Origin of the sequence: Stenotrophomonas maltophilia (assembly GCF_006974125.1) — a bacterium.
In the GTDB taxonomy this organism is placed as follows: domain Bacteria; phylum Pseudomonadota; class Gammaproteobacteria; order Xanthomonadales; family Xanthomonadaceae; genus Stenotrophomonas; species Stenotrophomonas maltophilia_O.
The window spans coordinates 879,870-894,215 of record NZ_CP037858.1; the positions used below are offsets into that span (position 1 = coordinate 879,870).

Annotated in this window: 17 protein-coding genes; 8 read left to right on the plus strand and 9 right to left on the minus strand. The window is 66.7% G+C overall.

Annotated elements, in window-relative coordinates; all coding sequences use genetic code 11:
• Positions 1-3 precede the first annotated feature (3 nt).
• From EZ304_RS04060 to EZ304_RS04075, 4 genes are all read right to left on the minus strand, one after another.
• Positions 4-2,283 carry a transketolase C-terminal domain-containing protein gene (locus tag EZ304_RS04060; RefSeq protein WP_142806351.1) on the minus strand — a complete coding sequence of 760 codons (2,280 nt, stop codon included), beginning with the start codon at positions 2,281-2,283 and terminating at the stop codon, positions 4-6.
• Positions 2,284-2,360: 77 nt separating this feature from the next.
• Complete coding sequence (locus EZ304_RS04065; protein ID WP_142806352.1) at positions 2,361-3,017, minus strand: glutathione S-transferase family protein; 657 nt, start codon at positions 3,015-3,017, stop codon at positions 2,361-2,363.
• Between the two features lie 176 nt (positions 3,018-3,193).
• Entirely contained in the window at positions 3,194-3,736 is a 543-nt protein-coding gene (locus EZ304_RS04070) for a GNAT family N-acetyltransferase (protein WP_142806353.1), read from the minus strand.
• 126 nt (positions 3,737-3,862) lie between these two features.
• The gene (locus EZ304_RS04075) at positions 3,863-4,708 is read right to left on the minus strand and encodes a glycine zipper 2TM domain-containing protein (protein WP_142806354.1); all 846 of its coding nucleotides are present in this window, start codon (positions 4,706-4,708) and stop codon (positions 3,863-3,865) included.
• Positions 4,709-4,871: 163 nt separating this feature from the next.
• Between EZ304_RS04075 and EZ304_RS04080 the strand changes: the two genes are divergently transcribed.
• A complete protein-coding gene (locus EZ304_RS04080) occupies positions 4,872-5,090 on the plus strand; it encodes a DUF6116 family protein (protein ID WP_005410285.1) in 219 nt (72 codons plus the stop codon).
• Positions 5,087-5,860: a TatD family hydrolase gene (locus EZ304_RS04085; protein ID WP_142806355.1), complete on the plus strand. Its 774-nt coding sequence runs from the start codon at positions 5,087-5,089 to the stop codon at positions 5,858-5,860. Before EZ304_RS04080 ends, EZ304_RS04085 begins: the two co-directional genes overlap by 4 nt.
• Before the next feature lie 77 nt (positions 5,861-5,937).
• On the opposite strand, the gene EZ304_RS04090 is transcribed toward EZ304_RS04085, so the two are convergent.
• Entirely contained in the window at positions 5,938-6,765 is an 828-nt protein-coding gene (locus tag EZ304_RS04090) for a tRNA threonylcarbamoyladenosine dehydratase (RefSeq protein ID WP_142806356.1), read from the minus strand.
• An 80-nt stretch (positions 6,766-6,845) separates the two neighbouring features.
• Here EZ304_RS04090 and EZ304_RS04095 point away from each other — a divergent pair, with 80 nt between their 5' ends.
• Together EZ304_RS04095 and EZ304_RS04100 are read left to right on the plus strand one after the other, a co-directional pair.
• Positions 6,846-7,280, plus strand: a complete 435-nt coding sequence (locus tag EZ304_RS04095; RefSeq protein ID WP_049420899.1) for a cytochrome c — start codon at positions 6,846-6,848, stop codon at positions 7,278-7,280.
• 136 nt (positions 7,281-7,416) lie between these two features.
• Positions 7,417-7,911: a glycine zipper 2TM domain-containing protein gene (locus EZ304_RS04100; RefSeq protein ID WP_005410289.1), complete on the plus strand. Its 495-nt coding sequence runs from the start codon at positions 7,417-7,419 to the stop codon at positions 7,909-7,911.
• A gap of 73 nt (positions 7,912-7,984) precedes the next feature.
• Here the strand turns inward: EZ304_RS04100 and EZ304_RS04105 are convergent, their stop codons facing one another.
• Positions 7,985-8,194 carry a cold-shock protein gene (locus tag EZ304_RS04105; RefSeq protein ID WP_005410290.1) on the minus strand — a complete coding sequence of 70 codons (210 nt, stop codon included), beginning with the start codon at positions 8,192-8,194 and terminating at the stop codon, positions 7,985-7,987.
• Positions 8,195-8,430: 236 nt separating this feature from the next.
• Here EZ304_RS04105 and EZ304_RS04110 point away from each other — a divergent pair, with 236 nt between their 5' ends.
• The 3 genes from EZ304_RS04110 to arsC all read left to right on the plus strand — a co-directional run bounded on the left by EZ304_RS04110 (position 8,431) and on the right by arsC (position 10,531).
• A complete protein-coding gene (locus EZ304_RS04110; protein WP_049429424.1) occupies positions 8,431-8,916 on the plus strand; it encodes a DUF456 domain-containing protein in 486 nt (161 codons plus the stop codon).
• Between the two features lie 119 nt (positions 8,917-9,035).
• Positions 9,036-10,190 (plus strand): phospholipase A, encoded by a 1,155-nt coding sequence (locus EZ304_RS04115; protein WP_142806357.1) that lies wholly within the window; start codon positions 9,036-9,038, stop codon positions 10,188-10,190.
• Positions 10,190-10,531: an arsenate reductase (glutaredoxin) gene (gene arsC / locus EZ304_RS04120; RefSeq protein WP_142806358.1), complete on the plus strand. Its 342-nt coding sequence runs from the start codon at positions 10,190-10,192 to the stop codon at positions 10,529-10,531. Before EZ304_RS04115 ends, arsC begins: the two co-directional genes overlap by 1 nt.
• A gap of 92 nt (positions 10,532-10,623) precedes the next feature.
• Here arsC and EZ304_RS04125 read toward each other — a convergent pair whose 3' ends face one another.
• The 3 genes from EZ304_RS04125 to EZ304_RS04135 form a co-directional block, all read right to left on the minus strand.
• Entirely contained in the window at positions 10,624-11,259 is a 636-nt protein-coding gene (locus tag EZ304_RS04125; protein ID WP_142806359.1) for a glutathione S-transferase family protein, read from the minus strand.
• Positions 11,260-11,317: 58 nt separating this feature from the next.
• Positions 11,318-11,656, minus strand: coding sequence for a hypothetical protein (locus EZ304_RS04130; RefSeq protein ID WP_099551812.1), 339 nt, complete (start codon positions 11,654-11,656; stop codon positions 11,318-11,320).
• A gap of 121 nt (positions 11,657-11,777) precedes the next feature.
• On the minus strand, positions 11,778-13,295 hold the full coding sequence (locus EZ304_RS04135; RefSeq protein ID WP_142806360.1) for a fumarate hydratase: 1,518 nt from the start codon (positions 13,293-13,295) through the stop codon (positions 11,778-11,780).
• Between the two features lie 155 nt (positions 13,296-13,450).
• On the opposite strand from EZ304_RS04135, the gene EZ304_RS04140 reads away from it, so the two are divergent.
• Complete coding sequence (locus tag EZ304_RS04140; RefSeq protein WP_142806361.1) at positions 13,451-14,335, plus strand: RNA polymerase sigma-70 factor; 885 nt, start codon at positions 13,451-13,453, stop codon at positions 14,333-14,335.
• The last annotated feature ends 11 nt before the right edge of the window (positions 14,336-14,346 follow it).

Genomic DNA, 14,346 nt, shown 5'->3' on the forward strand with positions numbered 1-14,346 from the left:
GCATCAGGGTTCCTGCGCCAGTTCAAGGGCGGCGCCAATCACCGCATTGTCGCTTGGAAGCCCGAACATTGCTGCCCCCGCCAGCGGGGTATAGGTATCGGCACCGCAGACCCGGCGCAACGGCAGGTGGCCGAAACCCGCCTCGACCAGTGCGGTGACCACGCCCTCGCCCACCCCGCCACTGTGGCGGCCCTCGTCCAGCACCAGCACCCGCCGTGCACTGGCGGCCTGGCTGGCAATGAAGCCGGCATCCAGTGGCACCAACCAGCGCAGGTCGACCACCCGCACCTGCCAGCCCAGCTGCTGCTCGATCGCCCGCGCCGCGCGCAGCGCCATCGGCACGCCGTTGCCATAGGTGTAGACCACCAGGTCGCCCGCCTCCGGCACATAGACCCGGCCCTCCCCGGGTACCAGCGCCTGGCCCTGGGCCGGGTAGTCGAACAGCCATTGGCCATCGCCGGGTTCGTGCAGGTCCTTGCTCATGTACAGCGCGATCGGCTCCAGGAACACGGCCACGCGCCCATCCACCCGCGCCAGCGCCGCCAGCGTGCGCAGCATCAACACCGCATCGTCGCCGCGCGATGGGCAGCCGACCACAAGCCCGGGGATGTCACGCAGCGCGGTGATCGAGTTGTCGTTGTGGAAATGGCCACCGAAGCCCTTCTGGTACCCCAGCCCGGCGACCCGCACCAGCATCGGGTTGCGGTACTGGTCGTTGGAAAAGAACTGCAGCGAACAGGCCTCGCCACGCAGCTGGTCGATGGCGTTGTGCAGGTAGGCCAGGTACTGGATTTCCGGAATCGGCAGCATGCCCATGTTGGCCAGGCCCTGTGCCATGCCCAGGATCATGGTCTCGTCCAGCAGGGTGTTGAACACTCGGCGCGGCCCGAAGCGGCGCAGCAGATCCTTGGTGACGGTGTAGACACCGCCCTTCTGCGCCACGTCCTCGCCGAACAACAGGCTCTGCGGATACTTCGCCAGCAGCTCCTGCAGGCCGTGGTTGATCTGGATGGCCAGGTGCCGTGGTGCCTGCCGCTCGGGCAGGGTCTCCGCACCGCCATACAGCGCTTCGCGCGTCTCGGCGGGCACCTCGCGCCGCGCTTCGGCCAGCACCGCCGCTGGCGTGTACGGCGCCAGCGGCGCCATCACTTCCTGCAGCGACTGCAGCGTCGGGCGGCCTTCGGCATCGGCGGCCGCCGCCATGCAGCGCGCGCGCATGCTCTCGTAGGCCACCTCGATGGCGGCCGCATCCATCCAGCCTGATTCCAGCGCGATCTGCGCCGAACGCAGCAGCGGGTCCTGGGCTTCGGCTGCACACAGGTCCGGCAGCGCGCGCCATTCCACTTCAAAGTCGGTGCCGGCATGGCCCATCAGGCGCGTGGTGCGCAGATGCAGGAAGGTCGGCCGCCGCGTGCGCCGGCAGTGCTCCACCGCGGCCTGCACCTGGGCGTGCCCGGTGGCCAGGTCCAGCCCATCGGCGAAGAAATAGTCGAGCCCTGGCTGGCAGCTGAAGCGCTCGGCAATCCAGCCTTCCGGCGTCTTCACCGAAATGCCCAGCCCGTTGTCCTCGCAGACGAACAGGACCGGCGCCGGCAGCTTCTGGTAGGCCGACCACATCGCGGTATTGAACGCGGTCTGCGCGGTGGCATGGTTGGCCGAGGCATCACCGAACGAGCACAGCACGATGCTGTCGGTGGGAATCGGCAACGACTGCCCCAGCCGCTTGCCACTCTCGATGGCCAGCGCGGTGCCCAGCGCCTTCGGCAGGTGCGAAGCAATCGTCGAGGTCTGCGGCAGCACCCACAATGGCTTGCTGCCCCACACTTTGTGGCGGCCACCGCTGGCCGGATCATCCGCGCTGGCGGCAAAGGACAGTGCCGCATCGCGCAGCGGATCGATACCCGGCACCTGGCGCGAACGCTCGGCCATGAAGGCACCGGAGCGATAATGCAGGAAGGCTGGATCGGTATGCCGGCAGGCCCGCGCCAGCAGCGCATTGCCTTCGTGGCCGGAGGAACCGATGGTGTAGAAGACCTTGTTCTGCACGCGCAGCACCCGTGCCATCAGGTCCAGCTGGCGGCTGGCCAGCTGCGAGTCGAACAGTTCGCCAAAGGCAGCCGCGGTGAGCGTGCTGCCCGGCAGGATCGGCGCATCCGGTGCCGGGCGCGGACGCGGGGTGCCGCGCCAGCCACGCACCGCATCGAGGAAGTTGGCGTCGCACACTTCGGCGCGGTTGAGCACGCGCATGCGTGCGGGAATCGGATCTGGAACCACAGCGAACATCGAACACCCTCCGTGTCGTTGTTGCATTCGGCCGGACATGGCCCGGCGCTACCCTGTGGGGGTCACCCTGGTGAGAGTCACACGGCCTCGAATCGCGAGCGCACTTCGGCGGTCACTGCCGGCATCGGCAGGAAGCGCGGCTGCTCACGCACGCGCTGCAGCCAGGCGCGGACTTCCGGGAACGGCTCCAGGCTGATGCCGCCCTCGCCCGCCACATCGGTATAGGCAAACAGGGCGATATCGGCGATGCCGTATCCGCTGCCGGTGAACCATTGCGCCTGGCGCAGGTGCTGCTCCATCACTGCCAGCGCGGTGGCGGCGCGCTCGTGCAGCCGTGGCAGTTCGGCGCGGCGCGGCGAATCGGACGCGGTCCAGCCGCGGATGAAGCGCGCCACTGCCACGCACGGCTCGTGCGTGTACTGCTCGAAGAACATCCAGCTCAACGCCTGCGCGCGCTCCCAGCCATCGGTGGGCAGGTACGGCGTGCCTTCGGCCAGCCAGAACAGGATCGCGTTGGATTCGGTCAGCACGCGGCCATCGTCGCGGACGATCAACGGCACCTTGGCATTCGGGTTGAGCGCCAGGAATTCGGGGCTATGGGTCTGGCCGTGGGCACTGTCCACCTCCACCCAGCGATAACGGCTGCCGAGCTGCTCCAGCAGCAGGCGGACCTTGTGGCAATTGCCCGAGACCGACATGCCATGCACCGTCAGCGGGACGCGCTCTTCCACCATTGCCTGCTCCATCACATCCGGCCGGCGGCCGGCTGCGTGCAGTCTGGCAAGCACGTCTGTGAATGCCAAGCGCGGGTGCAGCATGGCGACCCGGTCGTGCCGGCCGCTGGCCGGCAATCGCATGAATCCTGCTGCAACGAGGTTGCCGGCCAGTGGCCGGCACTACCGGGCAACGCTCAGCGTGTGCGCTGCCGCCACTGCGCGCGCGACTGGCCCCAGATCTGCATCGGCTTGTCGTTGTACGGTGGCGGCAGTTCGCCCATGCGCAGCATCGTGCTGCCGAGCTTGCGCGCGACCGCCCGCGAGTTGTGGTTGTTCTCGGCAATGGTGTGGATCACCTCATCCCACCCGAGCGTGTCGAACGCCCAGTCGATCGCGGCGACCGCGGCTTCCGGCGCATAGCCCCTGCCCCAGCTGGCATGGCGGATGCCCCAGCCGACCTCGGTACCGGGCCAGTCCTGCGGTTGCCAGGGACCCATGCGCCCGATCCAGTCACCGCTGGATTTCTCTATCACGCTGAACATCGAGAAGCCGAACAGCTGCCAGGCGCCAGCCAGGCTGCAGAAGCCACGCCAGGCCACCGAAGGCGGCTGCACGCCACCGAGGGTGCGCATCGTTTCCTCGTCGGCGCAGAACGCCAGATAGGGTTCGTAGTCCTCGCGCAGCAGCGGGCGCAGGATCAGGCGCTCGGTTTCAATGCGCAGGTCGAAGATGCTCATGCCGGCTCCATGTCGAAGGAAGCGTCCATGATGGTGGATTCGCGCCCCGCGCGGATGAATTCCGCCGGTCGCAACGAAACGGGCCGGCATGAGCCGGCCCGTCGAGTACTGCATGCTGCACCTGGATTACTGGCGCGTGGTGGCCGCAGTTGCACCGGCGGCAGCGGTCTGCGTGACCAGCTGGCCATCGACCACCGGCAGGCGATCGCTGGCCGGCTTGTTGTCCATGCGCACGGTCTTCTCGGCGCCATCGTAGCGGTAGGTCACGTTGTAGCCCTTCACCACGTCGTTGGTACCCATGGCAATGCGGTTGCCCGGCTTGCTGGCCATGCGCATGGTACCGGTGGTGCCGTCTTCGTTCCGATAGGTCACGTTGTAGCCGGTGACGCGGCTCGACTCGGAGGTCGCGGTCTCGGTGTGGCACTGGCGCTCGGTGCGGTTGACCACGCGGCCCCCCACATGGCGCTTGTCGATCTGGTTGCCGATGAAGCCACCGGCCACCGCGCCAGCCGCAGTAGCTGCCTTCTTGCCATTGCCGCCGCCGACCTGGTTGCCCAGCAGGCCACCCACCACAGCACCGACCACGGTGCCGCCCACGTTGCCGTCACGTTCCGGCAGGCGCTCCTGCACCGTCACGTCCTGGCAGACTTCATGCGGGGTCTGGGTGGTGGAGGTCTCGCGCACCGCATCGGTGCCGATCACGGTGGCGTAGGCCTTCTGCTTCTCGGTGATCGGGTCGACCTTCAGCACATCGGCATATTCCAGCCCACGCGGTGCCGACGGGTCGAGCGTGTCACCACGCGCGCCATCGTCAGTGGCGTTGCCATCGACCAGGCGCGATTCACCGTTGGGGGTTCCGGCGCTGATGGAATCGGGCGATGTGCCGCCACTCTTCATGAAGGCGGCGGTGGCGATACCACCGACCAGCAGCGCGCCCGCTGCGACCAGGACAGTTGTAGTTGTGCTTTTCATGACCTGCTCCTTGCGGACCATCCGCAACGTTCTCGGACCAGATTGCAGCATGCGCTGCCTGAACGGAATCTCCACATTTCCTGCTCATTCCCGTAACCCATTCAGCATCGGGAAATGCTGGGCCCGTGGTAGCGTTTGCATATTCCCCAGGAGGACCCCCGCCATGGCAAACCCGATGCTGCTGCCGGTACTGCAATGGGCGCGCCGGCTGCGCTACCCCACCCTGTTCAAGCTCACCGCAGGCCTGTTCGTGCTGACCCTGTTCATTCCCGACCCGATCCCGTTCGTCGATGAACTGGTGCTCGGCTTCGGCACCCTGCTGCTGGCCAACTGGAAAAGCCGCAATACGGTCCCGGCCCCGCCGCCGCTGGAACAGCGTTGAGCGCGCTGGTCGACAGCCACTGCCATCTGGATGCCAGTGAATTCGATGCTGATCGCACGGCGGTGATCGAGCGCGCAGGCGCCGCGGGCGTGCACGCGCAGGTGGTACCGGCCGTCACCGCCGCCAGCTGGCCGAAGCTGCGCGAGGTCTGCCGGCTGGCACCGGGGCTGTACCCGGCGTACGGCCTGCATCCGATGTTCCTGGCCGAGCACCGGCCCGGCCATCTGCCGCTGCTGCGCGAGTGGATCGAGCGCGAACGACCGTGTGCGATCGGCGAATGCGGGCTGGATTTTTTCGTCGAGGGATTGGATGCAGAGGCACAACAGGCGTACTTCATCGGCCAGCTGGAACTGGCGCGCGAGTTCGAGCTGCCGGTGATCGTGCATGCGCGGCGCGCGGTGGATGCGGTCATTGCCGCGATCCGTCGCATCGGCGGCCTGCGCGGCGTGGTGCACAGCTTTTCCGGCAGCCCGGAACAGGCCGCGCAACTGCATCGGCAAGGCTTCCTGCTCGGTCTCGGTGGCCCGCTGACCTACGAACGCGCGCAACGGCTGCAGCGCCTGGTACGCGGGATGCCGCTGGAACAACTGCTGCTGGAAACCGATGCACCGGATCAGCCTGATGCCGGCATCCGCGGCCAGCGCAACGAACCGGCGCGGCTGGCGACCATTGCCCGCCACGTGGCCGCACTGCGCGGAATGGACGTTGAAGCCGTGGCATATGCCACGACGCAGAACGCGCGACGGCTGTTCGCTTTGCCGGCGAACTGAGGGTAGTGCCGGCCGCTGGCCGGCAACTCCGGAATGATTCGATCAGCGCAGATGCCGGCCAGCGGCCGGCACTACCGTCACGCGTCGGCGTGATCCTCAACCACTTCGGCCTTCACCTTCTTCGGCTCCAGCAGCATTTCCAACGCCTTGCCCACCGCCGCGAAAGCGAAGGCGCCGGTGATATGGGTCGCCGCACCCAGGCCGGCGCCGCAGTCCAGCTTCAACGCTGCATCGGCACCGAGGTTCGGGCGGATGCCGCATACGCTGCCATCGGCCTGCGGATACTTCACGTTTTCCAGCGAGTACACCGCCGGCACGCCGAAGTAGCGCTTGGCGTTCTTCGGGAAATTGAACTCGCTGCGCAGCTTCTTGCGGATCAGCGCCAGCATGGCATCGTGCTCGGTGCGCGAGACGTCGCGGATGCGCACCAGGGTCGGATCAGTACGGCCACCGGCGGCACCGACGGTCAGCAGCGGCAGCTTGCGGCGACGGCACCAGGCAATCGTCTCGACCTTGACCCGGAAGCTGTCGCAGGCATCAATCACCAGATCGAACCCACGGTCCAGCAGTTCGGCCATGTTCGACACCGTCAGGAACGCCTGCACGGCATCGACCTCGATGTCCGGGTTGATCGCGCGGCAGCGCTCGGCCATCGCCTCGGCCTTGTTGCGGCCGTAGTTGCCTTCCATCGCCGGCAGCTGCCGGTTTGTGTTGGACACGCAGATGTCATCGGCATCGATCAGGGTCAGGTGGCCGACCGCCGAGCGGGCCAGCGCCTCCACCACCCACGAGCCGACGCCCCCCATGCCCACCACCGCCACGCGGCTGCCCTGCAGGCGCTCGAGCGCACCCACGCCATACAGCCGTTCGACGCCGGCGAAGCGTTGTTTGACCTGTTCGTTCATCCGGCTATTTTAACGTGCAGGCGCCAGCGCCTGCAGCGCGCCGGCATCGAACCCACCGTTGCACGCCCGGAGAGCCCGCCATGAACGCCAGCCCGCCCCGCCGCCCGTCCACCGCCTACCGCTATCTGTTCGTGCTCGGCCTGGGCCTGTTGATCGGCCTGATCGCCACGGTGATGGTGGGCCGTGCCCTGCAGGCGCGCCGCGACCCGTTCCCGGACAGCCTGATGCAGGTGATGCAACGGCAATCGCAGCTGCTGCAGCAGGCCCAGCAGCAGAACCGCTGCAGCCTGGCCGACAGCGTGCCGCGGTTGCAGGCGATGCGCCTGCTGTCCAACGACCTGGACCTGGCTTTCCCCGGGCTGAAGGACAGCGCGCAGTTCCAGCAGCATGCCAGCCAGCTGCGCGGCAACCTCAACGCCGCTCTGGCCGCACCGCCCAGCGACTGCACGGCCCTGGCCCAGGTGGTGGAAACGGTGCAGGCCGACTGCCGCGCCTGCCACCAGGACTTCCGCTGAGCCGCATTCATCCTGCAGCCGGACAAGGGTTGCGTGGTTGGCACCTTGTTCACGTTCAAAAGAGGACGATTCGTCCACCCTGCTGCATGACGCAGTACCACCCCAGACACCCGCCTTCACGGCCAGGAGACGCCCCATGAAGATCCAGCTCATTGCCGCCAGCGCCATCGCTACCCTCGCCCTGGCTGGCTGTGCCACCTCGCCCGGCTACGGTGGCGGTGGTTACAACAACGGCTACAACAATGGCGGCTACGGCAACAACGGCGGTTACAACCAGGGCCGTTGCGCCGACTGTGGCATCGTCACCCGCATCAACACCGTGCCGTCGGGCCGCACTGCGCCGAGCGCAACCGGCGCCATCCTCGGCGGCATCGTCGGTGCCGTGGCCGGCCATGAGATCTCCGATCACACCGGCGGCAGCCGTGGCAACAAGAACATCGCTGCGGCCGCAGGCGCGGTCGGTGGTGCGCTGGCGGGCAACCAGATCCAGAAGAACGTCACCAGTGATACCTACGACATCAGCGTGCGCATGGATGATGGCCGCACCATCGTGGTCAACCAGCGCGACCTCGGCGGCATCCGCGAAAACACCTATGTGCGCGTGGTCAACGGCAAGGTCATCCTGCGCTGACCTGCACCGGGCCGACGGCAAAGAAAAAGGCCCGCTTGCGCGGGCCTTTTTCATGTGACGGCTTGCAGCGCGATCAGGTCGGCTGCACAGCGTCGGCCTGCAGGCCCTTCTGGCCCTGCACGACGGTGAAGGTGACCTTCTGGCCTTCCTTCAGGCTCTTGAAGCCCTGGGTCTGGATGGCACGGAAGTGCACGAACACGTCTTCGCCGTTTTCACGGCTGATGAAGCCGAAGCCCTTTGCATCGTTGAACCACTTGACGGTACCGGTCTCGCGATCAGACATCTCACTAACTCCCTGGTGACTCTCTCTTGTTGTAGGAAACGCCTGGTGGGCGGCTGACAAGCAAGGGGGAAGCGAGGTGCATCGATGCAGCGGATCGGGAAGATCTTGCTTCATCAGGCCACGATCCACGGTGACCTTGCCAAGCTCAGCGACTGCAACTTAACCCGCCCAAAACGAAAAAGCAACTGGCAAAATCTTTCACTGTCAACCCCAAAACGACCACCATACGGGACAGCATGGGACTCTCATTCATCTTATATCTGCTAGCGGTCATTTTTGTCCTTGTCGGCATCGCCGGAATCATCCTCCCGGCCCTGCCCGGCATCCCGCTGGTGTTCATCGGGCTGCTGCTGGCGGCCTGGGCTGACGGCTTCGCCCACGTCGGCTGGCCGACCCTGGTTGCGCTGGGGGTACTGACCCTGCTCTCGTTGCTGGTGGACGTGCTGGCCACCGTCGTGGGGGCGCAACGGGTCGGTGCCAGCCGAAAGGCGCTGTGGGGAACCTTCGTCGGCAGCATCGTCGGCCTGTTCTTCATGCCGATCGGCCTGTTCGCCGGCCCGTTGATCGGCGCTCTGCTGGGCGAGTACTGGCACACCCGCGAACTGGGGCGCTCGACCAAGGTTGGGCTGGCCACGTGGCTTGGCATCCTGCTTGGCCTGGCGCTGAAGCTGGCGGTGGTGATCGCGATGCTGGGGCTGTTCGCCTTCGCCTGGTTCCTGTGACCTGCCTCTCCTTCACGCCACGCGCACGCGGTGGCCGTGCATAAACCGTGGGGGCTGGCCGTGATCCGGTGCAGCCGCCACACTGTGCGATTCCCGTATTCACCGAAGGGCCTGCTGCAATGACCCTGCCTCCGCTGCTTCCCCGCCTCGCGCCGCTGGCGCTGGCATTGGCCAGTGCGCCACTGGCCGCGCAGGAGTTCGCGCCCAGTGCCGAAGCCTCGCCGGCCGCGTGCGCGGCGATTACCACCGATGCTGCCCGCCTGGCCTGTTATGACCGCCAGTTCGGGCGTACCCCACAAGCCACCGCCGAGGCCGACGCTGCGGCCGAGGCGGCCGCGCAGGCCCGTCGCGAAGAACGCCAGACCGCACGCGTAAGCCAGGGCGAAGAGAAACTGCGCGAGCGGGTCAGTGATCTGTTCCGTCCAGCAGCCCCTGACAGCGCACTGGCCAATGCCGGCCGTGGCTCGCTGCTGGACAGCCGCTGGGAGCTGGCCGAGGACTCCAAGCTCGGCCCGTTCCAGCTGCGCGCCTACAAGCCGGTGTACCTGTTGCCGGCGTTCTGGACCAGCGACCGCAACACCACGCCGCACTCGCCGAACCCGGCCAACACGGTCACCACGCCGCAGGTGCTGGACAGCGCCGAACTGAAGTTCCAGATCAGCTTCAAGACCAAGATCGCCGAGAACCTGTTCGGCGACAACGGCGACATCTGGGCCGGCTATACCCAGAGCTCGCGCTGGCAGGCCTACAACGGCGAGGATTCGCGCCCGTTCCGCGAAACCAACTACGAGCCGGAAGTGATGATGGTGTTCCGCAACGGCTACTCGATCGGTGGCTGGCGCGGGCGCATGACCGGCATTGCGCTGAACCACCAGTCCAATGGCCGCGCCGACCCGCTGTCGCGCAGCTGGAACCGGGTGATGCTCAACATCGGCCTGGACCGCGAGAACTGGGCACTGGTGCTGCGCCCCTGGTACCGCATTCCCGAGACCCGAAGCGACGACAACAACCCGGACATCGAGGATTACATGGGCCGCGGTGATGCGACCCTGATCTGGAACCGCAACGGCCACGAAGTCTCGCTGATGGCGCGCCATTCGCTGCGCACCGGCAGCCGCTCGCACGGTGCCCTGCAGCTGGATTACGGCTTCCCGATCAGCAATCTGCTGCGCGGCCATGTACAGGTGTTCGACGGCTACGGCGAAAGCCTGATCGACTACAACCACAAGGCCACCTACGTGGGCGTGGGCGTGTCCCTGCTGGAGTGGTTCTGATGCACGTGACGATCTGGCACAACCCGGCCTGCAGCAACTCGCGCGGCGCATTGAAGCTGATACGTGATGCAGGCTTCGATCCACTGGTGATCGAGTACCTGGGCACTCCACCGGACGTGGTCACGCTGCGCCAGGTGCTGGCCGAATCCGGATTGAGCGCACGTGATCTGGTGCGCAGCAAGGAAGCGCAGTTCGCCGAACTGGAACTGGAAGAGGCCGACGATGCCACCTTGCTGGCCGCGATGGCCGCACACCCGCGGCTGATCAACCGCCCCGTGGTGCGCACGCTCAAGGGCACCCGGCTGTGCCGTCCACCGGAAACGGTGCTGGAGATCCTGTAACCCGCACTGCTTTGGTAGAGCCGAGCCATGCTCGGCTGCATTCATGGACTGCACGCGAACAGCAGCCGAGCGTGGCTCGGCTACAGAACAGATTACAGCCAGTCGGTGATGCCTTCGCGGCGGTACACCTCGGCGAACGCCGGGCGCGCCTTCATCGACGTGGCATGCGCCTTCAGTACCGGCCAGGTGTCGCTGGGCCTGGGCATGTTGCGCGACCAGCGCATCAGCATCACCAGCATGTAATCGACCACGCGGGGCGTGGCACCCAGCAGGTACGGACCATGTGACTGCAGGTGCGTGGCGACATGCTGCCAGGCCGCTTCAAGGCGCTGGCGTGCCATCTCGCGGCTGGCCTCGACGTTCGCCTCGCCTGCCACCTCGTTCGGATAGAACCAGGCACGGTAGGCCGGCTGCAGCGTACTGGCGCACCAGAACATCCAGCGGTAGGCATCGGCGCGCTGCGGCGTGCCCAGTGCTGGCAGCAGGTTGGATTCCGGATGGCGATCGGCCAGGTACAAGGCGATCGCCGCCGCTTCGGTCAGTACCAGGCCATCGATCATCAACGTCGGCACCACACCGGCCGGATTCAGTGCCAGGTACTCCGCCGACTTGTGCTCGCGCGCGTCGAAATCCAGCAGCACCAGTTCGTGTTCGATGCCCAGCTCGATCAGCAGCCAGTGCACGACCAGGGCGGCGGTACTGGTCGAACCATACAGCGTGGTGCCCATGCGGAAGATCCTGTGCAGGTGGATCAGCCGATTATGCGCTTACGCGCGCGATCGTTGCTCAGCCGCAGCTGCTCATGCAGGAATCCCGGCGTTCGCCACAGGACATCATCGGCGCGCGCATCGTGCAGTCATGCGTCTTCAGTTCGCAGGCACGGCGCAGGTCCGGGTTGTCCACGTCCTTGCAGCGCTTGTCCGGCGCCGGCACCACCTGCTGCTCGCAATTGCTCTGGCGGCTGCCGAGGGAATCATTCTGCGCCATGCAGCTGCGATAGCCGGCCTGGCACTGCACGCGGCATTGCGCCGATGCGGGGAAGTCCGCGCCTTCGTACGACGCTGGGGTGCTGCAGCCGGCCAGGGCCAGCAGCACGCCTACCACGATGAATCGATGCAGGGCCATGGACACGTCCTGTGCGGAAGTGCGCCGACCGTAGCAGAGCAACAGCTACAGGAGCGTTAATCCTTCTGCCCACACAACAACGGCGCCACACGGCGCCGTTGCCTGGTCCGGGGTGGAAGGCTTACTCCACCACCACCGGAATCTTGCCGATGCGGGCCTGCCATTCACGCGGGCCGGTCTTGTGCACCGATTCGCCGGCGGAATCCACCGCCACCGTCACCGGCATGTCCTGCACGGTGAACTCGTAGATCGCTTCCATGCCCAGGTCGGCGAAGCCGACGACCTTGGCCGCCTTGATCGCCTTGGACACCAGGTAGGCCGAACCGCCCACGGCCATCAGGTAGGCCGACTTGTGCTTCTTGATCGCCTCGATGGCGGCCGGGCCGCGCTCGGCCTTGCCGACCATGCCCAGCAGGCCGGTCTGTGCCAGCACCTGTTCGGTGAACTTGTCCATGCGGGTGGCGGTGGTCGGGCCGGCCGGGCCCACCACTTCGTCGCGCACCGGATCGACCGGGCCCACGTAGTAGATGAAACGACCCTTGAGGTCGACCGGCAGTTCCTCGCCCTTGTTGAGCATGTCGACCATGCGCTTGTGCGCAGCGTCGCGGCCGGTCAGCAGCTTGCCGTTGAGCAGCAGGGTCTGGCCCGGCTTCCAGTTGGCTACGTCTTCGGGGGTGATCGTGTCCAGGTCCACGCGGGTGCCCTTGGACGCGTCATAGGTCAGCTTCGGCCAGTCTTCCAGCGACGGCGGGTCCAGCATCACCGGGCCGCTGCCATCCAGGGTGAAGTGCGCATGGCGGGTGGCCGCGCAGTTCGGGATCATCGCCACCGGCAGGTTCGCCGCGTGGGTCGGATAATCGTTGATCTTGATGTCGAGCACGGTGGTCAGGCCGCCCAGGCCCTGCGCACCGATGCCCAGCGCGTTGACCTTCTCGTACAGCTCCAGGCGCAGCTCTTCGATGCGGTTGGACGCACCGCGGGCCTGCAGCTCGGTGATGTCGATCGGCTCCATCAGCGCTTCCTTGGCCAGCAGCATCGCCTTCTCGGCGGTGCCACCGATGCCGATGCCAAGCATGCCCGGCGGGCACCAGCCGGCGCCCATGGTCGGCACGGTCTTCAGCACCCAGTCGACGATGGAGTCGGACGGGTTGAGCATGGCGAACTTGGTCTTGGCTTCGGAACCACCGCCCTTGGCAGCGACGATGACGTCGACGGTGTTGCCCGGCACCACCTTCACGTTGACCACGCCCGGGGTGTTGTCCTTGGTGTTGATGCGCTTGCCGGCCGGATCGGCCAGCACCGAGGCGCGCAGCTTGTTGTCCGGGTGCATGTAGGCGCGGCGCACGCCTTCATTGGCCATGTCTTCCACGCCCATGGTGGCGTCGTCCCAACGCACGTCCATGCCGATTTCCAGGAACACGGTGACGATGCCGGTGTCCTGGCAGATCGGACGGTGGCCTTCGGCGCACATCCGCGAATTGATCAGGATCTGGGCCATCGCTTCCTTCGCGGCCGGCGACTCCTCGCGCTCGTAGGCGGCGGCGAGGTTCTTGATGTAGTCGACCGGGTGGTAGTACGAGATGTACTGCAGCGCGTCGGCGATGGACTGGATGAGGTCTTCCTGCTTGATCGATGTCACGGCTTGCTCGCTTGCTCGAGGCTGGCGGGGGTAATCCGCCCATTTTACCCCCTCCCCCGGCCGCAGGATCACAATCATGGGGTCGGATCCCCTGCACGGGGCTCTGCCCCCATCCTCCCTGTCACGCTTGCCCCCTCTTCGGCGTCCTGGTCGACATGAACTCAGAAACCGCCTTCCAGATCCACCGCCCGCGCCTGATGGCGCTGGCCTACCGCCTGCTCGGCAGCCGCGCCGACGCCGAAGACGTGGTCCAGGACGCCTGGCTGCGCTGGTCCGGCGCCGATCCGGCCAGCGTGCGCGATCCGGAGGCCTGGCTGGTCACCACCACCACCCGGCTCGGCCTGGACCGGCTGCGCGCGGCCAAGCGCGAGCGCCTGGACTACGTAGGGCCCTGGCTGGCTGAACCGCTGGCCATCAGCCTGGAGGCAGAGCCGCTCAGCGACCCCGCGCTGGCCCACGCCCGCGCCGATGAGGTGTCCGTGGCCTTCCTCACCCTGCTTGAGCAGCTGGGCCCCGAAGAGCGCGCCGCCTTCCTGCTGAAGGAGGCCTTTGACCACGACTACCGCGAAATCGCCGCCCTGATCGGCCACAGCGAAGCCAACTGCCGGCAGCTGGTGCACCGCGCGAAGCAGCGCCTGCAGGCCGGGCGGCCGCGCTTCAACGCCGATGCCGGCCAGCACCGGCAACTGCTGGCGCGCTTCATGGACGCCACCCAGCGGGGCGACAGCGTGGCCATCCAGGCCCTGCTGCACACCAATGCGCGGCTGGTATCCGACGGCGGCGGCGTGGTCACCGCGGCGGTACGCCCGCTGCTGGGCGCCGTGCGCATCGGCCGCCTGTTCTGGGCGATTGCCCGCCGCGGCGCGGCACATCCGGCGCAGTTGGGCTACGTCAACGGCGAGCCGGCGATTCTGCGTTTCATCGGCGACCGCCTGCACTCGGTCACCACCATCGAGGTGGTCGACGGCCGAATTGCCAATGTGTACAGCGTGCTGAATCCGGAAAAGCTCCGGAGTGCTAACGGCACATTCTCGGATTAGACATACCTTTC